Source organism: Chlorobiota bacterium (assembly GCA_016710285.1).
Lineage (GTDB): Bacteria > Bacteroidota > Ignavibacteria > OLB7 > OLB7 > OLB7.
Genome location: JADJXR010000001.1, coordinates 4,313,323 through 4,332,449 on the forward strand (window position 1 = coordinate 4,313,323; position 19,127 = coordinate 4,332,449).

General features: G+C 57.8%; 12 protein-coding genes. 7 read left to right on the plus strand and 5 right to left on the minus strand.

Annotated features, from left to right (window positions below):
* The first annotated feature begins 170 nt into the window (after positions 1 to 170).
* The 4 genes from IPM61_16235 (at position 171) to IPM61_16250 (ending at position 8,324) form a co-directional block, all read left to right on the plus strand.
* Positions 171 to 2,831: a RecQ family ATP-dependent DNA helicase gene (locus IPM61_16235; GenBank protein ID MBK8912853.1), complete on the plus strand. Its 2,661-nt coding sequence runs from the start codon at positions 171 to 173 to the stop codon at positions 2,829 to 2,831.
* A 249-nt stretch (positions 2,832 to 3,080) separates the two neighbouring features.
* Complete coding sequence (locus IPM61_16240) at positions 3,081 to 5,642, plus strand: penicillin acylase family protein (protein MBK8912854.1); 2,562 nt, start codon at positions 3,081 to 3,083, stop codon at positions 5,640 to 5,642.
* A gap of 930 nt (positions 5,643 to 6,572) precedes the next feature.
* Positions 6,573 to 6,884 carry a T9SS type A sorting domain-containing protein gene (locus IPM61_16245; protein ID MBK8912855.1) on the plus strand — a complete coding sequence of 104 codons (312 nt, stop codon included), beginning with the start codon at positions 6,573 to 6,575 and terminating at the stop codon, positions 6,882 to 6,884.
* 105 nt (positions 6,885 to 6,989) lie between these two features.
* Positions 6,990 to 8,324, plus strand: a complete 1,335-nt coding sequence (locus IPM61_16250; GenBank protein ID MBK8912856.1) for a T9SS type A sorting domain-containing protein — start codon at positions 6,990 to 6,992, stop codon at positions 8,322 to 8,324.
* A 118-nt stretch (positions 8,325 to 8,442) separates the two neighbouring features.
* On the opposite strand, the gene IPM61_16255 is transcribed toward IPM61_16250, so the two are convergent.
* The 4 genes from IPM61_16255 to IPM61_16270 form a co-directional block, all read right to left on the minus strand.
* Positions 8,443 to 10,044, minus strand: a complete 1,602-nt coding sequence (locus IPM61_16255) for a bifunctional shikimate kinase/3-dehydroquinate synthase (GenBank protein MBK8912857.1) — start codon at positions 10,042 to 10,044, stop codon at positions 8,443 to 8,445.
* A complete protein-coding gene (locus IPM61_16260) occupies positions 10,041 to 10,937 on the minus strand; it encodes a hypothetical protein (GenBank protein MBK8912858.1) in 897 nt (298 codons plus the stop codon). Before IPM61_16260 ends, IPM61_16255 begins: the two co-directional genes overlap by 4 nt.
* Before the next feature lie 505 nt (positions 10,938 to 11,442).
* Positions 11,443 to 12,777: a radical SAM protein gene (locus tag IPM61_16265; GenBank protein MBK8912859.1), complete on the minus strand. Its 1,335-nt coding sequence runs from the start codon at positions 12,775 to 12,777 to the stop codon at positions 11,443 to 11,445.
* Positions 12,778 to 12,787: 10 nt separating this feature from the next.
* Positions 12,788 to 13,384 carry a hypothetical protein gene (locus tag IPM61_16270; protein MBK8912860.1) on the minus strand — a complete coding sequence of 199 codons (597 nt, stop codon included), beginning with the start codon at positions 13,382 to 13,384 and terminating at the stop codon, positions 12,788 to 12,790.
* Positions 13,385 to 13,561: 177 nt separating this feature from the next.
* On the opposite strand from IPM61_16270, the gene IPM61_16275 reads away from it, so the two are divergent.
* Positions 13,562 to 14,272 carry a hypothetical protein gene (locus tag IPM61_16275; protein MBK8912861.1) on the plus strand — a complete coding sequence of 237 codons (711 nt, stop codon included), beginning with the start codon at positions 13,562 to 13,564 and terminating at the stop codon, positions 14,270 to 14,272.
* Between the two features lie 76 nt (positions 14,273 to 14,348).
* Here IPM61_16275 and IPM61_16280 read toward each other — a convergent pair whose 3' ends face one another.
* On the minus strand, positions 14,349 to 16,559 hold the full coding sequence (locus tag IPM61_16280) for a T9SS type A sorting domain-containing protein (protein ID MBK8912862.1): 2,211 nt from the start codon (positions 16,557 to 16,559) through the stop codon (positions 14,349 to 14,351).
* Between the two features lie 1,151 nt (positions 16,560 to 17,710).
* On the opposite strand from IPM61_16280, the gene nfo reads away from it, so the two are divergent.
* Entirely contained in the window at positions 17,711 to 18,580 is an 870-nt protein-coding gene (nfo, locus tag IPM61_16285) for a deoxyribonuclease IV (GenBank protein ID MBK8912863.1), read from the plus strand.
* On the plus strand, positions 18,580 to 19,092 hold the full coding sequence (locus IPM61_16290; GenBank protein ID MBK8912864.1) for a hypothetical protein: 513 nt from the start codon (positions 18,580 to 18,582) through the stop codon (positions 19,090 to 19,092). Before nfo ends, IPM61_16290 begins: the two co-directional genes overlap by 1 nt.
* Positions 19,093 to 19,127: the final 35 nt, after the last annotated feature.

Below are 19,127 nucleotides of genomic sequence, written 5' to 3' on the forward strand. Positions count from 1 at the left end.
GAATCGCCCCTTTCCCACACCCGTTTGGCGCGAAGGGAACACAAGGGGGCGGGGCATTGTTTCGGGCAGAACCGTGCCATTCGCCTTTTTTTTAGATTCTCCGCGCAAAGATTCTACCAGGCCACCAAAATTTCCCTTCCCATCCCACCGCTTCCTTCGTAGTTTCCTTCATGCTTGAATCCGCACGACCACACAACGCTACCGAAGCACTGCAACGCTTCTTTGGTTACTCCACGTTCCGGCCCGGGCAGGAGGAGATCATCCAGTCGGCACTTTCCGGGCGCGACACGCTGGTGATTATGCCAACCGGCGGCGGAAAATCCCTGTGCTACCAAGTCCCCGCGCTGCTGCTGAAAGGGGTGACGCTGGTCGTCTCCCCGCTGATTGCCTTGATGAAAGACCAAGTGGATGCCCTTGCTTCGCGCGGGGTGCGGGCAACCACCATCAACTCCACTCTAGAGTTCCCCGAAGTCCGCCAGCGGATGACCGACATCCGCTACGGGCTTTATTCCCTGGTCTATGTTGCCCCCGAGCGGTTCGAAAGCCCGAAATTTCTTGAGCTTATCCGCGAGGTCCAAATCTCCCTGTTCGCCGTTGACGAAGCCCATTGCATCAGCGAGTGGGGCCACGATTTCCGCCCAAGCTACTTGCGGCTGGGGGAAGCGATCAACGAGCTTAACCGCCCCCCGGTGCTGGCCCTAACCGCCACGGCAACCCCGTACGTCCAGGAAGACATCATCGCCCAGCTTCGCCTGAAGGAACCGCGAAGGTTCGTGCGGGGGTTCGACCGCCCCAACCTTAATTACAAGGTCATCACCCCCGAAAACAAGGAGGCGGAGCTACGGGGAATTTTGAGCAAGGAGCTGCAGCGGGACGGCTCCACGATCATCTACTGCGGAACCCGAAAGAATGTGGAGAGCGTCGGGACGATGCTTCATGCCGAACGGTTCCCGGTGACGATCTACCACGCGGGGCTTCCCGATGCCAACCGCACCACCGCGCAGGAGGCGTTCATCAGCGGGCGGGCGCGGTGCATTGTGGCCACCAACGCTTTTGGAATGGGGATTGATAAAGCCGACGTGCGGAACGTGATCCACATGGACCTTCCTGGCTCGATTGAAGCCTACTACCAAGAAGCCGGGCGCGCCGGGCGCGACGGGTCCCCAAGCGATTGCGCCATCCTGTACCAAACCCGCGACCGCCGTTTGCAGGAGTTCTTCATCCGCAACACCTACCCCGACCGCTCGGCCATTGATGCCGTCTATGATGCCATGTGGGACATGGTTCGCGTTGGATTGGGAAGCCGCTACGAAGGGGTGTTCGTCCCCGACGAACGGGACCTTATTGGGCGAGCAAAAATTCATGGGTCCGCACTCCATGGGATTTTGGGAGCGTTGGAGAAGAACGAGATCATCCGGAAAGTGCGTGCCGAACGATTGGGCGGAATCCGATTCCTTGCCGATAGCCGCGAGATTCAACACTACTACCAACTTACCCGCGACGAGAACCGGAAGAAGACCATCACCGCACTGCTGCGAACGCTGGGCGGCGCATCCCTTAGCCGCGAAACATTGTTCAACCCGGAAGAGCTTGCGCGGAAGCACGACATCCCGTTCGAGGCGTTCGAGCAAAGCCTGCGGGCCTTGATGGCAAGCCGCCTTATTCAATACTCACCCCCAACCGCCGGAACCGGATATCAGTTCGTGCAGGAACGCCTCCCGATCCGCAACGTCCGGATTGACGAACGCTCCATTGAGCTTTCCCGCAACCGCGCGCTTACCAAGCTGGACGCAATGGAACGCTACGCCCAAACGCTTGGCTGCCGCCGCGATTTTATCCTGGAATATTTCTGTGCCGAGATTGAAACGCCACGCTGCGGCCACTGCGACAACTGCCACACCGGGGCCGACCGCAAGCCGATGGAGCTTCGCCCGCAAACCCGCCGCGCAATGGAGCAACTGCTGGCCACCGCCCACGAGCTTGGCGGGCGGTTCGGCAAAATGACCCTTGTTGACCTGCTTCGCGGGACCACAAACCCAACGATTGCAAAGTTCCGGCTGGAGACCTACCCCCGCTTTGGCGAGCTACGGGAGATGGACCGCCGCGAGCTTGCCGACATCGCCACACAACTGATTGATAAAGGATTGTTGGAAAGCGCGATGGCGGTGAAACCCACCGTGAAGATCACCCCGGCGGGAAGGGAAGCGGTGGCGCATCTGGCTCTGAAAAAATTCACCATTGGCTGGAGCGGGAACGAAACCGAGCGCAGCCGCAACCCCAAAGTGCTGGAGCTTCTTCAGCAGGAGCGCGACCGGCTTGGGCGTGCCGAGGGACTGCGCCCGCAAGCAATCTGCCCCGATGATCTTCTTGTTTCCATTGCGAACGAACTCCCCACCAGCCGCACCGATTTCATGGAGATTGCCGGGATGACCGAAGCAACCTACGGCATCTGCGGCGCGCCATTTATCGCCCTGATTGAGCAGCTACAGGCCGAGGAGACATGGCAGGAAGAGACTCCGCAAGGAATCCCCGACCGGCTGAAACGGACCTACCTACTCTATCAAGATGGCGGCGACCTTGAGGAAATCTCGCGCCGTTCGTCGCGGCAGCCCTCGACCGTCAGCAGCCACATCGAGGAGTTGATAACGCTGGGGGTGGAGCTGGACATCCGGCGGTTTGTTCCGCAGGGGATTATCAAGGCCGTGGCCCAGGAGCTTCAGCGGATCCCGTACGCCTCGCTCCGTGACCTGCGTGGGCTAATTGGGAACGCCGTTGATTACCCCCAGCTTCGGATTGCAGCCGCATGGGTGCGCGCCGGGCGGGAAGAGTGAGGTTCCGCCAAGTAACCGAAGGGTAGCGGCCCCGATCTTTATCGGGGCCCAGTGATACCGGTAGCGGCCCCGATCTTTATCGGGGCCCAGTCAGAGAAAGAAGAAAACGCCGAAGGCTAAAGACCTTTTATCAATCCCGACGGAAGTCGGGGCGGCTACCCGGCCAGTACAAGCCGCCGCACTTACTCCAATACCATTTCTTAGCATTTCCTTCGGCCATCTTCTTCCCTGTTTCCTACATTTGCAGCCATGCGTCGCTTTTCATTTTTTGGGACCGTCATCGTGCTGGTGGGGTTGGTGGTTGGGCTTGTCTTGTTGGGCATTCGCCTGATTGGCCGCTCCTTCACCCCCGACGGCACCAGCCAGGACACGATCTCTGGGCTGAAAGATCAAACCACAATCACCCGTAACCGCTACGGCGTTCCGTACATCACCGCTGCCAACGAGAACGATGCTTGGGCCGCGTTGGGGTACGCCCACGCCCAGGACCGCCTGTGGCAAATGGACCTGTTCCGCAGGGCCGGGGAAGGGCGGTTGGCAGAGATTTTCGGGAAGCAACTGATTGGCCAGGACGCACTGCTGAAAACCATTGGCTTCAAGAATGCCGCAGCCAAAACGCTGGAATCGCTTCCGAAGGAAACCCGCGCGGCGTTGGACGCTTATTGCAACGGCGTGAACGCCTTCATTGCCTCGCACGCGGGGCATTATCCGTTCGAGTTCGACGCGCTTGGCTACGTGCCGGAACCCTGGACCCCACAGCACACGGTGATCGTCACGAAGCTGCTGGCGTGGGAGCTGAACACCTCCTTCTGGACCGACATGGTGTTTGCCGACATTCGGGACCGCGTTGACTCCGCCCGGTTTTCCGAAATCCTTCCGTGGTACCCTTCCGATGCCCCCACCATCATCCCCGGCGGACAAAAGCCCGAGCCGTTGCTGGAACGGTTTCACCTTCCCCCTCCCCCCGACACTTCCCGCCGCGATTCCACCCAACAGCGCGACACCACCCAGCCGCGCCAGCCGAACGCCGCCGCAATTTCCGATCTGTTAGAGGTGATGGAGCTTGATGCCGAAACCCGCCAGCTGTTGGGAATGGGAGGGGCGCACGTCGGGTCCAACGCGTGGGCCGTTGCCGGCGGACGCACCGAGGGGGGGAAACCGATACTGGCCAACGACCCCCACCTTGCCCACAGCGCGCCGGCCAAATGGTACCAAGCCGTGGTCTCCTGGAAAGGAACCACCGTTGCCGGGGTCACGATTCCGGGCTGCCCGTTTGTGGTGATTGGGCGGAATGCCTCCATCGCCTGGGGCATCACCAGCCTGATGGCGGACCAAACCGATTTTTTTGTTGAACAGCTGGACAGCGCAACGCGCCGCAGCTACTTGTACGACGGCAAATGGAAAAAACTGCGGCTGGTCCGCGACACCATTCGCTGCAAGGATTCGGCGGCAACGCCAATGGCGGTGCGGTTTGCGGCCCACGGCCCCCTTCTTTCCGATTTGCGCGAGTTCCGCCGCTACCTTCGCGACCCCAAGATTGGCTACCCACAGATGAACGACCCAACCAGCGCGTTCGCCACGCGGGCCATTAGCTTCCGCTGGGTTGGGCATGACCCCTCGATGGAGCTTGCGGGTTGGCAGCGGATCAACCGCGCCGCCAACCAGGCGGAGTTCGCCAAAGGGGTCCAGATGTGTGGCGTTCCGGCGCTGGCGTTCGTCTATGCCGATGCCGCCGGGAACATCGCTTTTCTCCCCTCGGCCAAGCTGCCGCTGCGTGGCGACGGCGCGGGGATGAACCTGCCATCGAACGGAACCGAAAGCCGCTTCGACTGGAAGGGATACTCCTCCCCCAGCCAATTGCCAACGCTGACAAATCCCCCCGCAGGCTACATCGCCAGCGCGAACAACAAAGTCTCGAACACGCCTGGCGTTGCCATTGGGGATGGCTGGGAGGATCCGTCGCGGGCGTTCCGGCTGAACGAATTATTGAAGGAAGGGAACAACTTCGGCGTTCAGGATATGATCCAGATTCAGGGTGATGTCCGCTCGCCACACTTGCTTCTGATGTCGGAATTTCTGCTTCACGCCTTCCCCGACAGCCTGCGCCAAACGCCGCTGGTGCGCCAGGTGTTAGCGCGAATGCGGGATTGGGATGGGGGGATGCTGGTTGACGCGCCCGAGCCAGCTATTGCCGCCGCATGGTTCCAAAGCGTGGTGGAGATGACGTATGCCGACGAGCTTGGCCCGGAACTCTATCACCAATTTGGGCGGATGGCCTTGCTGCCGATTCGCTCGATTCGCCACCAGCTGCTGGTGGATGGTGCCTGGTTCGACGACGTGCGAACCGGGGAAAACGAAACCCGGGATCAGATTCTTCGGAACGCGCTTGGCCGCGCACTCGACACGCTGCACCGCCGGTTCGGGAATTGGAACATTGCCACGTGGCGGTACGGAAACCTTCACACCGTCACGTTCCACCATCCATTCAGCAAGAACCCGCAGCTGCGCGGCATTGTTGACATTGGTCCGTTCGAGATTGGCGGCGCAAACACCACGCTGAACAACGGCGAATGGCGGCTGGACCTTCCCTACGAAACAACGCTTGGTCCCTCGATGCGCCAGATTGTTGACTTTGCCGACACCACCGCTTTCCTGCGAAGCGTCCTGACCACCGGGCAAAGCGGGCAATCGCTCTCGGAATTCTACAGCAACCAGACGATTCTCTACCTCTCCAACGGCTACCTATCGCTGCAACGGAACGCACCGGAAGGGGGCGCAGTGTTGTCGGTGGTGGTGCTTCGAGGGGAGTAGCGGAGGGGGCCAGTTCAAAGAGTAGGTCATGTCGAAGTGTCGCGCCTTCTGTTTCGTCGCAAGCGGCTTCGCATCTCTCCAATGCTGGGGGAAATCATGGCTGCGATTGATCCCTTCCTTCCGTTCACAAAATTCTCTTGCTGCATCCCTTGCCACCGGCTGTGATCCGTTGTAAGTTTAGTCTCGTTCTGCCCCCAGATACACAACCTTCTGTTCTCGCACGTTCACGTGGCTGGCATACGCCGCCGCATTTTCCCATTCACATAACTCCATACGGAGGAAACCATGTTAGCAAGGACTCATTTTCCAAACTCCAAACTCCAAGGGGTAGGTTCATCCTCAATTTCTTTCCTTTATAGGTTAGCGATTGGGCTGGTGGCGATGGTCATCGCCGTTGCTACGGCCACTGCGCAAAGCAACCCTTGTCCAGACCCCACTTGCCCAAACAGCTCTTGGAGCGGCGTTTCTGTGTTTCCTGTCCGCTTTGACCTTTACGGCCACTGCAACGGATGCACCGGAAAAATCTATATCCGCACACGCAACTGCGGCACTTGTGATATTTATGTCGAGAAAATTGACATGGATGACGTTAATTGCACCTGCGCTGCAGGAGATATGTTCAAATCCGCCATTGCGGATCTGTTTATTACTTACTTAGATTACCTTCCCTTGAACTGTAGGCCAGGCAAAGGAGAATGCGAAACAAACTGGCGGGTTCTTATTGGAGGATGCTACGAATTTATTACCTCTCCAACGCAGGTCGCATCGTATCAACATTGCCCCGGACCAGGCTTTTTATCCGATTGCTGTACTTCGGAGTATAAAATTTGCAAAGGCACCGATGGCACGGTCACCTTCGAGCAAATTGGCGAAACGTCAACCACAGTAACCTGCACCCCACCCTGCCAATCATATTGCGGATATATTCCCGTGCACTCGCCAACATCGGCCAAGCGTGAGGCTCCTTGGACCGCACCTGAGGTTGCCGAAGTTGTTGTTGCCCCCAATCCAACCAATGGAAAAACAATTATTCGCTGCACCGCTGTTGCCGTGCCGGAAGCAGTGGTTGATATTGTTGATCTTCAAGGAAACATTGTTGCCACCCAACGCGGCGTAACCACCGCTGATAAAACGTTGGAGGTGGAGTTCAATGCCTCCGATGTAGCCGCCGGAACCTACCACTACCGTGTTAGTGCCGACCGGAAGCAACTTGCCACCGGATCGTTCACCGTAATTAAATAACCTATTTGTTGTGTTGCAAGCGGTGGGGGAGGTATCCCCCCCTCCACCGTTTGCAATTGCCCTCAATTTCTACCACTACCAACCATCCACCAAGCGGCACCGGCCATGAATATCTTTACTCTTACCCGACTACTCCTGCTTCAACTCAGCATTGTTCTCTCACTCTCGGCCCAGCAACCCGATTGGATTACCCAGATTGATTATTCTATCCCTGATGGCAGCTTTATTAGCGATGTTGATTGCCTTGATTCTTTGAATTGTGCCTTTGTAAAAACATGGGGGATCGGATTTACAAATACTATTTTTCGATCTACCGATGGGGGTGTACAGTGGTCGTCTATCCATCAACAAGATTCCACGGGAAAAAGATTGCCACGATATATGAGCGTTGCTTACACCACCAAGAACACAATAATCGCGTGTGGCGATAGCGGCATTCTTGTTCGCACCACCGATGGAGGAACGTCTTGGAAAACCACAAGAATAGCTGTAACACATCAGCTCAATAAAATTATCATGGCAAACCCCAAGCATGGTATTATTCAGGCGATTGGACCCAACCCTGAATATATCCTTGCTACCTCCGATAGTGGTGCCACATGGGATTCCATTGCCGTCCCCATTCCGCCAATGTGGGAGCAACGCTATATCGAATCCGCAACAACTCCTGCCCCGAACGTCTTTATTTGCGCCATTTACTACGAGGACAGCACAGCCATTGCCTACTCTGCCGACCGCGGAAAAACATGGAAATATTTCTACGACCCACCATGCAAGTATGCTCAATTCTTTTTCCTTGATTCCCTCAATGGTTGGATGTCCTCCGGCAAATACTTCCCACCGGCTTCAACACCACAATTATCAGATATTTTCTCCCGAACCTACGATGGCGGAATAACCTGGCATCCATTACTTGATACTTTTCTTGCCACTGGTTTTGGCATCAGCGATCTTTCTTTTGCCGATTCCCTGCATGGGTTAGCCGTCGGCGGCGACAAGGTTCTTCGCACCACCGATGGTGGGCTGACATGGAACCGCGAAACGTTGGATTTTGATTCTTTCTTCACCCTGCGGGTCTCCTACAAGCCTGGCAGTAATGGTGTCATCACCGGTGCCACAGCGCGGGTGCTACGCTATGTTGGGAAGTCCATCGATGCAGGACCACAGCCTGAGGCTCCCACAGCATTTGATCTTGCTCCCAATCGCATTCTTGAGGGTGCTGTTCCTGTTTTGCGATATCAGCTTCCGCAGCCGTCGCGGGTTGGTATCAGCATGATTTCTGTGACGGGCCAGGAGCGTGTGCTTCAGCCAGCAACGGAGCGTGATGCAGGGCTGCATCAATTTCAGCTACCAACTGAGGGACTTCCTTCGGGGTTATATTTTATCCGCATCACCAACAACCAGCAAACCCGTGTGTTGCCGCTTCAGGTGCTGCGATAGCTATACAACAGATGCATTCCAACGTGCCAAATCAGCTGACTAGACTATCAGCAGGTCTGTTGGAGTGCGCCCGGGAAATGGAATCTGCTGTGAAGCAGGTTACTTGGACCCGCCCGCGCTATCCGCCGGCTTCCATCCGTTCGGCTGCGCGGCGCACGGCGTGTTGGATTATCGCCACCTCATCGGTGTCGAACAACCGCACGCCAACCTGCTGGGTGGGCAACACAAACCGGATTCCGGAACCGGCGCGTTTTTTGTCCGAACGCATCGCCCGAATCATCCGCTCGACCGGTGGGATTGGGGCCGTGCGAAGCGTGAACGGCAGTGCGGCGGAAGCAATCTCATCACAACGGTCGCTAGTGATAGAACCCACCGCGTGCGACATCTCGGCAGCGGCAATCAACCCAAACGCAACCGCCTCGCCGTGGGCGTAGATTCCTGGCGCGCTCCCCTCCAGCGCGTGCCCAAAGGTGTGGCCCAAGTTTAGCGACATCCGCAACGAAGCGTCGAACGTGTCGCGCTCCACAACATCAATTTTGGTGGCGATGCTTTGGCGGATCACCTCGTCAAGAATTGCGGGAAGCTGGCCTTGCAAGATTGCCGGAGCGGCCAGGGCAACGGCGCGGGCAAGCTCGGCAGAGTTTGCAATCCCCATTTTTAGGGCCTCCACAAATCCCGACCGAAGCTCACGCACCGGAAGCGACCGCAAAAACGCGCCGCAAACCAGCACCTCGCTTGGCTGGCGGATGGTCCCAACAAGGTTCCGAATGCCGCCAACGTTGATCGCCGTCTTCCCGCCAATCGCAGCATCCACCTGGCCAAGCAGCGTGGTGGGGACGTAGGCGCAGCCAATGCCACGCATGAAAATGGAGGCAAGGAACCCCGCAACATCGGTGGCAACGCCGCCACCAATCCCCACCACCAACGAGTCCCGCGTGAAACCGCCAGCAACCAACGCCCGCGCAAACTCCTCAACAATCTTGAAGCTCTTCGACTCCTCGGTCGCCTCAATCCGCAGCACCAAGTGTTCGCTGCCGTCGTCCAAGCCCAGGTGGTCGTGGTACAGTTGCGCCACGGCAGCATCCATCACCAGCGCAACCTTCCGCCCGGCCGCAAGCTGCCGCAAGCGGCGCACCAGCGGCGGCAGCGCGGCGTAACCGGTGATGGAGCACCGCTCCCCATTTGGCTCCGTTTGGATGTGCCACGCCGGCTCCATCAGTTGGTTAATCTGGTGGTTCAGCCGTTCGGCAATCGCCTCCGGCGGGGCATCACTCTGGATGGTTAGCTCCGCTTCCTGATACCAGCCAAGCCGCTGGCGGTAAAGCCGTTTCCACGCAAGCAGCGGATCCTCCTCGAACAGCAGCGGGCGCGGCTCCTCCCCTTGCAACCGCTCGATTGCAGTCATTGCGTCCACATCCAAAAAAATCCGAATGCCTGACTCGCGGATCATGCTTCGGATGGCTGGATCCGCAACGGCCCCGCCACCCAACGCAATCACTGTTGGCCCCGGGTCGGACTCCATGATTCGGAGCAGAACGTTCCACTCCATCCGCCGGAACGCGGTCTCGCCGTCGTGCCAGAAAATATCGAGGATGGATTTCCCCGCCTCGGCCTCAATCTGCTTGTCAAGGTCCAGAAACGGAACGCCGCGCAGCTGCGCAAGAAATCGCCCCACCGTGCTTTTCCCCCCGCCCGAAGGTCCCTGAAGCCAGATAATCATTGGGTTTGAAGGTCGTTTTGGAGATGATCTTGAAGAAGGTTGTGCAGTTCCGCCGGGCTGGCATCCACGCCGGTCCACAGCCGGAACGATTCGGCGGCTTGCGCGGCAAACATACGCAGCCCGTTCATGGCGGGAACCCCGGCGCGCTTGGCAATCGCCATCAGTGGAGTGGTGGCAGGGCGGTAGATCATGTCGTAAAAAAGCTGGCAGCGGGGAGCGCGATCATCATCACCTGCGCCTGCTCTTTCACCCGCTTGGCTGCGTGCCTCTTCCGTTCCAAACAGCCCGCCAAAAATATCTGTGGAGCTTGCATCGGCGGCCAGCCCAACGGGGGTGGCATTCACCACAAGCTCCGCCGGGGCGAAATGCTCAATCTGGGCGGGGATGATTCGGGGGTCGTTCCAGCGGGCCGTCTCGGCAACGGCGCGTGGAAGCGTGCGGGAGTAGAGTGTCAGTTTTTTCAGATTGGGGGAATCCAACAACGCAGCGATAGCGGCGCGCGCAGCCCCGCCCGTTCCCAACATCGCAGCGGTTCGGAACGCGCCAATCCCTCCATCCACCGTTGATTCCAGCGACCACCGGAAGCCTTGCACGTCGGTGTTGTATCCCGCCGCAGCCCCATCCCGAAACACCACCGTGTTCACGGCCCGAACGCGCTTGGCAATCGGGTCCCGCGTATCCACCAGCTGGAACAGAAGCTCCTTGTGGGGCGAAGTGACGTTGGCCCCGGCATATCCCCCCCGCTTCATCATCTCCACGGCGGAAGGGAGTTCGGAAGCAGCAATCGGGAACAGGCCATAAACAAACGGAAGCCGGTGGCGGCGGAAGAGTGCGTTGTGGAGAAATGGAGAAAGGGAGTGGGCGATATTTTGGCCAAGCAGAACAACGTTCATGGTGGAATCGCTGATGGAAATTGAGTGCGCGTGCGCAACGGCAGGAGTGCAAGCCATCCGTTCGGTAGCCGCCCCGACATGAAGTCGGGGTTCATAAAAGGTCTTTAGCCTTCGGCGCCTTCTGACTGGGGCCCCGACATGAAGTCGGGGTTCATAAAAGGTCTTTAGCCTTCGGTGCCTTCCTCTCCCTCTCGCGGCAGGCTCAAGACCTGCCGCTACCCGGCATCCACACACGGGTAGCCGAAGGTCTTTAGCCTTCGGTGCCTTCCTCTCCCTCTCGCGGCAGGCTAAAGACCTGCCGCTACCCGGCATCCACACACGGGTAGCCGCCCCGACATGAAGTCGGGGTTCATAAAAGGTCTTTAGCCTTCGGCGTCTATCTTCCACACTGGGCAGGCTAAAGACCTGCCGCTACCCCACCCCGGTAGCCTTCGGCACTTTCTGACTGGGCCCCGACGAAGGTCGGAGCCGCTACCCGTTCCAGGAGAATGATTTTCTTCTTGGCTTACACCTCCGCCACCTCGCGGCCTTTTGGCAGGCGGTCAACGCGGATCACATCCATGAAAGCACTGACGGAGAACTCCGCATTCCCCACGCCCGGGCGGCCGTAGCCTGGGGGGGCGGGAAGATTGTGGCGTTCGAAGGTTCCACGCCATGCCAGCAGCAGCTTCACGAAATACTCCAACGGCGGTCCCTGCTGGCGGCCAAGGTCCGATGTCGGCTCGGGGCACCACGTGGTGAATCGCGGAATGATCCCCTGGCTCATAAAATATTCCAGCCCTTCGGTGGTGGAAGCAACGGCGCGGTCAATATCGGTGAAGCCGTGGGGCTGCGCCATTTCCACCCCACCCACAAAGTTCGGGATCACCCGTTCCGGGCCAAAAATTTCGGCGGCATCAACAATCCGTTTGATCCACTCGCTGCGGCCAACGTAGCGTTCCTTCCCCGGGCAAATCCAGGGGAAAAGCTCCGGTGACCAGACCTCGTAGTTGGGGTGATAGATCCGGTAGCCAGCATCGCGCAGCATCTGGGCTTCATCCTTCGGCAGTGCCTGGACCACGGCCTTCGGAATCCAACGCCCGGGGAAGCGCGACTCGATTGCCTCGGCATATCGGGCATACCACTCCCCTTCTTTCATCCCTTGCAACGACGACGTGATGCTTCCGCCGGTGACGGTGTAGGCTTTGGAGACAGTGTCGTGCTGGTTAATCAGCCCCATTGCTTCCACGATGTCATCAATCGCTTTGACGGCGGTGTACTCGCGGCCCTGGGCTTTTTGCTGGCGGTAGTTTTCGTTCAGGTCGCAGAACCGGCATTCCTCGCTTTTCCCCCAATACTGGCAAAGGCGATAGACGGTGAGATAGACCAAATACCCCCACTCGATTGCCGGGGCTATCTCGGAAATTTTTTTGCCGCTGCTCAGGCTGTGGGCGTAGTAGTCGGGGATTGGAGGGAACTCCAGATCGGCAAGGTGAGTGCCTTCGCACAGCAGTGCAAGGCGGCCTTCGTGAAGCTGCACGCGGTACGGAGAATCGGGGTTGACCCGAACCGAAACGATGGTGGGCCGAAGGTCATAGGCCCCTCCGGTCATCCGAATTTCCTCCGGCGAGCGGTAGGCCTCGTGGTGCTGCATCTCCTTCAAGGGGACAAGATCGAAGGAGAAGATGAAGTAATCTTTTGGCTTGTAGCCGCTGGCCACCGCAAGGGCGTTTTCGTCGAATGCCAAGCCAACGCGCAGGATGTCCTGTTTGATGATCGCCTCGCGCGGGAGGTCGGGGAAGGCATCGAACATCCGTTCCAGCTCGGCAACGACGGTCGGTGTGGTTTCGGGAATAGTCATCTTTTTCTGTTCAAAGGATTGCGTTGACGGCCGCCTGCATCACGCTTCGGAATTGTTCTTTCCATTCTTTCCCTCCGTCGGGTCCAACAATGTTGGTGACGCCAAGCAGAATTGCTGTGGGGATTCCGGCAGCGGCGCGAAGCACCGGGTACGCCTCAAGATTCTCCACCCGGCCCGAAATGCCCGACTCCAATTGCCGCGCCAGCGATTCCGATTCGGTGATTCCCAACGTGCAGATCACTTCGGCATCGGCGGGCGGCGGGGAGAGCCGGCGGCGGAGTTGCTCGGTTAGCTCGGGATCGGTAAGAAGCGTTTCCGGCATCAGCCCCGGGATTCGCATTGCCTGGGAAGCCACATCGCCCGAACCAAGCCGAACGCTGCGTGCAAGCAGAAGCTGGCCAATCTGGAAACCGCTTCCCGGATACGCACCGCACGTTCCGACGAACAGCATCGCCGCCGGCGTGTGGCGCGCCACAATCCGTGACGTTCCGGCGGCAGCATCCACCAGCCCCACGCCGGTGATATCGCTCGGCAACGAAGGGGGAACCCCATTCGGGAACGCAGCATCCCGCTCAAGCGCGGACGAAAATACAAGGAGAAAGGACATAGGAATGGTTATGGAACGTGACGGAAGCAAGGGCAAAGATAGGAACTCACCATATGCACGAAAGAGCGGAAGCCGCAGCAACTTTGCTCTTGCGTTGCCGATCCATTCTTTCGTATCATTTCCACGACTTCTTCAGCTGCTTCCACAGAACTTTTACTGAGAAAGAGAGAGGTTGTTATGTCGCTCAGCTTACAGGCCTTCCTTTCGGCTGGCAGGGATTTCGAGGCCAGCCGGTATCGGATTCTTGAGGGGTTACGGCGCGTTCGGCAGGAGTTCACGCACAACCGTATCTACCCCACCCTTTCGGAATTAACGGAGCTGTACGTGACGCTCCGGACCATCACCGACAACAGCACGAACCTTCGCGACCAACTTCCCGGGCGGATTGTTGGGCTTGACTTACAAGGCCAACGGGTGATCTACCGGAACGAATCGTTCAGCAACGATGATGTTCTGGCGGTCCAGGAACTGATCCGGTGGGCGATGCCGCTGCTGCAACAAGCAATCGAGGAGGGGCAAACGATCTTCAATTTTGTTGATGACCACCTGCGGTTGGAGCACGTTGGGCTGCTTCCTTCCTACGTTGAGGAAGGGTATTTGCTGATCCCAGAGTTGCAGCGGGGGGTGCTTCATGTGATTCAGTATGAGGTGAGCATTTTCACCAGCGAGAACGAGCGATACCGGAACCTGCGAACCACCTCGGTGCGGACGGTTTCGCTGAACGATCTTGGGATGACGGCGGCATCGCTGAAGATGCTGCTGATTGCCGAGAACCGTTCGCTTCCGAACCCGGCCACCTACATCTTCCAAACCGATCTTGATTTCCCCTTTGCCGAAACCATGCTGCCCGTGGCCAAGCGGAAGCTGTTGCGGAGGTTGTTTTCGTAGAACGGTGGCCAACGCAGACGGGGCAAGCTCCGTTACCGGCAGCCTGCCCCGTTTTTGAATATTTGGTTGCGCCCAATCAGTGCGCCACAACAATCGGCACACTACGCCGTTGCCCCTTGCCAACCATTTGCACCACGTACAGCCCGTTCGGCAATCCGTCCAACTCCATCACTATTTCATTGTTTCCGGTTCGGGATTGGGTCCAGGTTCCCACGGCTACTTGCTGGCCTAGTCCATTGTACAACTCAATATCCCCTTCGCAATCTTTTGGCAGCCGGAGCCACACCCTTCCGCTTGTGGGGTTTGGGTAGAGGAGCAACCCGCCTTCGTTCCCCCATCCATCTCCATTTCTATCTCCATCTCCAATCCCTACCGATGAGGTACGCTCTGATTTGGTAAACCGGAGTATTGCGCCGTTTGGCCCAACAACTATTGCCCGCAGGCTATCTATCATGCAGAGGCTGTACACACGAAACACCACTCCGCTAAGCAGGCTAAGCCCTGACTCCTCCGCTGACCATGTTTGGCCGCTGTCGCTGGTGTAGTAGATCGTTCCGCCTGTTTCCGGCGCGACCACTCCATACCGCGCATTCCAAAAGCTCATCCGAAAGGGGGTCACGCCAGCTGGAAGCGGGAATGGGTTCCATGTTTTTCCGCCATCGGTTGTCCGGGCAACTTCGGTGACTCCACGCCGGGTTGCGGTTTGGCGGTCGTGCATCTGCACCCCTATCATACTGGTGAAATATGTGGAGATCGAGTCCCACGTTGCACCGCCATCGGTGGTTCCCAACAGTTTTGGCGGGTTTCCAACCGCAAGCCCTGTCAGGGAGTCGGCAAAGGAAACGCCAAACAGGCTGCTGGCCGTCTGGGGCTGTTGCGATACCCAAGTTTCGCCTGCGTCGGTTGTTCGCACAATTGTGGCGTAGCGGCCAACCGCCACGGCATTGCGGCGATTGATCACCACAACATCATTCAGATAATTCTTCACGCCAGAAAGGGACTCTCTCCACGTCATGCCATCATCTACCGAATGGAGGATGATTCCGGAATCCCCCACAGCAACGCACAACCCATCGGCACAGGCAACCGCCGATAATATCTGTTGCCCCGGGTAGGGCCGTTTCTTCCACGTTGCCCCACCGTTGTTTGTGGTGTAAATGGTGATTTGGCTGTCAATGCTTGCTTTAGAATCTCTCCCCACTGCTACGCCCACGCCTTGTTGCTGAGCCGAGAAAGAGGCACTGCTAAACGTCGCGGTTGAACCGCTTGAACAGATTTTCCACGTTACCCCTGTATCGTTCGAACTGTAGATACTTGCTGGCGACCCGACGGCAACCATGGTGCTGCCGTTCACTGCTATTCCATTTTGGGGAAGGCCATTTTCGTACAGTGGGGACCATTCTTTGCCACTGGTTGTTGTCCGGTACATGATGCCTGAGCCCATCACATACCCTGTTGTAGGTGTGGTAAAGAGAATGTTGCCGGGCCGCAGTCCAAAATTTCTTGACGACCCGCTCCATGAGTAACCGCCATCGGTTGTGGAGTAGAGATATCCAGGCTCCTTGAATTGACCGGTGATGCCGGTCATAAAGCCACGCAACGAGTCAATGAAAAACACTCCTTGTAGCTCCGCTCTTCTTCCGCCGCCGCTACCGCTTCCTTCGGAGCGGAGCACTGCCCAAGTTGCTCCACCGTCCTGGGTGTGGATCACCGTATTCCACGCGCCCACCGCCCACCCCTCCTCGGCATTGATAAAGTGCATGGCATACATTGGGTTCGTTGTTGGGGGTGCAACCGGGTTCCATGTTGCCCCACCATCCACCGTCCGGACAATCCGGCAGGTGGTATTGCCGCCACCAACTGCCACGCCAACCATCGGCGTTAGCATGTTGATCGCTTCAATCTGTCCCTCGTTTGCTTCGCCTTGGTTGCGGACCTTCCACGTGATGGCGGCATCATCGGTTTGGAGTATCTGCAGCCCCACACCGCCCGCCACACCATGTAAGGAATCACGGAAATGGAGTGCGTGCAGCCCCGCGATTGTTCCTGTTGACCGGGCTTCCCATGTGTTCCCTCCATCATAGGTTGCAATCATTCCGCCGTTCTCGCCAACGGCTATGCCAAATTGCTCCGTAACCATCTGCACGTCGTACATGGAGTTCCCCGTGGGCTTGGGGTTCAGCCACTCCCAGCCCAACTGCTGGGCTGGGAGTGTGCCGATCGGCAGCAACAGCAGTAATATCAAGACAGCACCAAGAATTTGGCTGCGGATATGTTCTGATGTCATAATTGCCCCTGTATGATTATTTCGTTGATAGAGATGGGTCAGGCTCGGGTGCAGTGCGACCACTATACAGCGTGAAATCGGGGCAGACACCTGTGCAGCCTCTAATGTCGAAAATATTTCCCGGATCACATTGGGGGCTGCCATCAAGCTGCGCTGAACCTCTTGCTCGTGAAGTACGATTGCCATGCTCATCCATGCAGACATCCCAGTAGGCATAGCAGCATGGTGATTCTCCGCAGGAAACTGGATCGGACTCATTACTGTTTGGATTCCACTTCCAGCATGGAGGAACAAAGGTTCGGGTAATGCTTTGGCAGTAAGTTCCTCCAAACGGTCCAGGCTGTAATGGTGGGAACCCCATAGGGTTAGCATCAATTAGAGCTTGTGTCGCACTAACGACAAGCTGGCTAATTATGAACCCGTTGCAGGCGGAATTGACTGGTGTAATGTCATCAATGATGAGGTCATACCACTTTCCTTGGCAAGCACTACGATGCCGATAAGCAATTCGAACCCAACAGTTTGTGTTCGGGATCCGAACTACAGAGGTGTCGTAAGCAAAGTTCTCTTGACAAATATCATCATCAATGGCATAGAGGCACGGCGGGTTTTCGTTTTGCGCTTGCAGATCAGGAGCAAATAGTCCACTGCAAGCAACAATCGTCAGTATTGCAGCCAGAAGGCGTGTCGGCCAGAAGGCGTGTCGGCCAGAAGGCGTGTCGGCCAGAAGGCGTGTCGGCCAGAAGGCGTGTCGGCCAGAAGGCGTGTCGGCCAGAAGGCGTGTCGGCCAGAAGGCGTGTCGGCCAGAAGGCGTGTCGGCCAGAAGGCGTGTCGGCCAGAAGGCGTGTCGGCCAGAAGGCGTGTCGGCCAGAAGGCGTGTCGGCCAGAAGGCGTGTCGGCCAGAAGGCGTGTCGGCCAGAAGGCGTGTCGGCCAGAAGGCCGACAGAAATCGGAGCGTTCCATGATGGTAGTATGGATTATGTGAGGAAGAGTGCAGCGCGTTTCGCCGCACACCAGAGGAGCCAACTATGTCATGGGAAGCAGACTGGTGGCAATAGTACGGCAAGATGATGACACGTGCAAGGCGTAGCGATAGTTTTTTTATGAGCCATTCGCCGGTAATTCCACCAACTTCACCTATGTTCGCAGCCATGATGCTTGGTGCGCATACTTCGATGGCTGGTGGGCTGCATACGGCCGTTACCCGCTCGCAAACCTTTGGGGGAACGGCCCTCCAAATCTTCTCGAAAAACAACAACCGCTGGGCCGCTCCTCTCCTTTCCGATCAGGCTATCCAGCAGTGGCAATCGGCATTGGCCGATTCACCGATTCCCCTTGCGGCGGTGGCAATCCACGACAGCTACCTTATCAACCTTTGCTCGCCGGATGAACAAACGCTGGCCCGCTCGATTGATGCGTTTCTGGATGAACATCACCGCGCCCAGCAGCTTGGGGTGCGGTTGCTGAATTTCCACCCGGGCGCGGCTTGCGGGCGCGACCCCGAAAGCGCGATTGCGCTGGTTGCCGAAAACATCAACCGAACCCACGAGGCCACCACAGGGTTCAACACCATTTCGGTGATTGAAACCACTGCGGGGCAAGGGACAACGTTGGGCTGGCGGTTCCAGGAAATCGCCGCGATTATCGCACAGATTGATGACCAATCGCGGGTTGGTGTCTGCTTGGACACGTGCCACGTGTTTGCCGCGGGCTACGACATCCGAACCGAACGGGGATACCGTGAGATGATGGAGGAGTTTGATGCGTTGATAGGATTGGAACGCCTGCTGCTGTTCCACCTGAACGACTCGAAAGCCGCGCTGGGCACACGCGTGGACCGGCACGAGCATATCGGCAAAGGGAAGATTGGCGAAGAAGCGTTCCGCGCACTGATGAGCGACGAACGGTTTGCCAACGTGCCGATGGTGATCGAGACACCGAAAGGGAAAGAGATGGCGGAGGATATCGAGAACTTGAACCTGCTGCGGAGCTTTGTGCCGTCGGCACTATTAACCCCCTGATGCCCAACGAACGCGACCGCCTTGCGCTTGATTTCCGGCTGAAACGGTTTCAGCGGGGGACGGAGTACAGCCTGCTGGTGACGATTTTTGCGTACTACTTGATGGCGTTTCAGGGGTGGTATCAGCTTCCGCTGGCGTTGTTCGCCGGCGGGTTGATGTTCGGGATGAACTTCCACCTTACTCAGCTTCGCGAACGCCGCCGCACCGCCGCGCCGGAGAACCGCGCCCGAATCCTTGCCGACACGTTGGAGTCGGTGCTGTTCATGGTGTTTGTTGGCGGCTCGCTTGGGTTTGGCTTTATTTGGCGAAGCGAGCGGTTTACCGAGCAGGAAATGTACGCCTACATGGCCGCGGTGCTGATTGGGATGTTCGCCGCCGGGATGACTGGGGAGATATTCTGGCAGCACCGGAATTTCCGAAAGCTAAGCGTTGAGCAGCGGGTCCATTACATCGTCAACCTTCGCCGCACAATCATCCTTCCCTACACAAACTCACGGCAGAAAGCAAGGTGATGCTTATGTTTGCGGGGGGAACGCAACCGCACGGG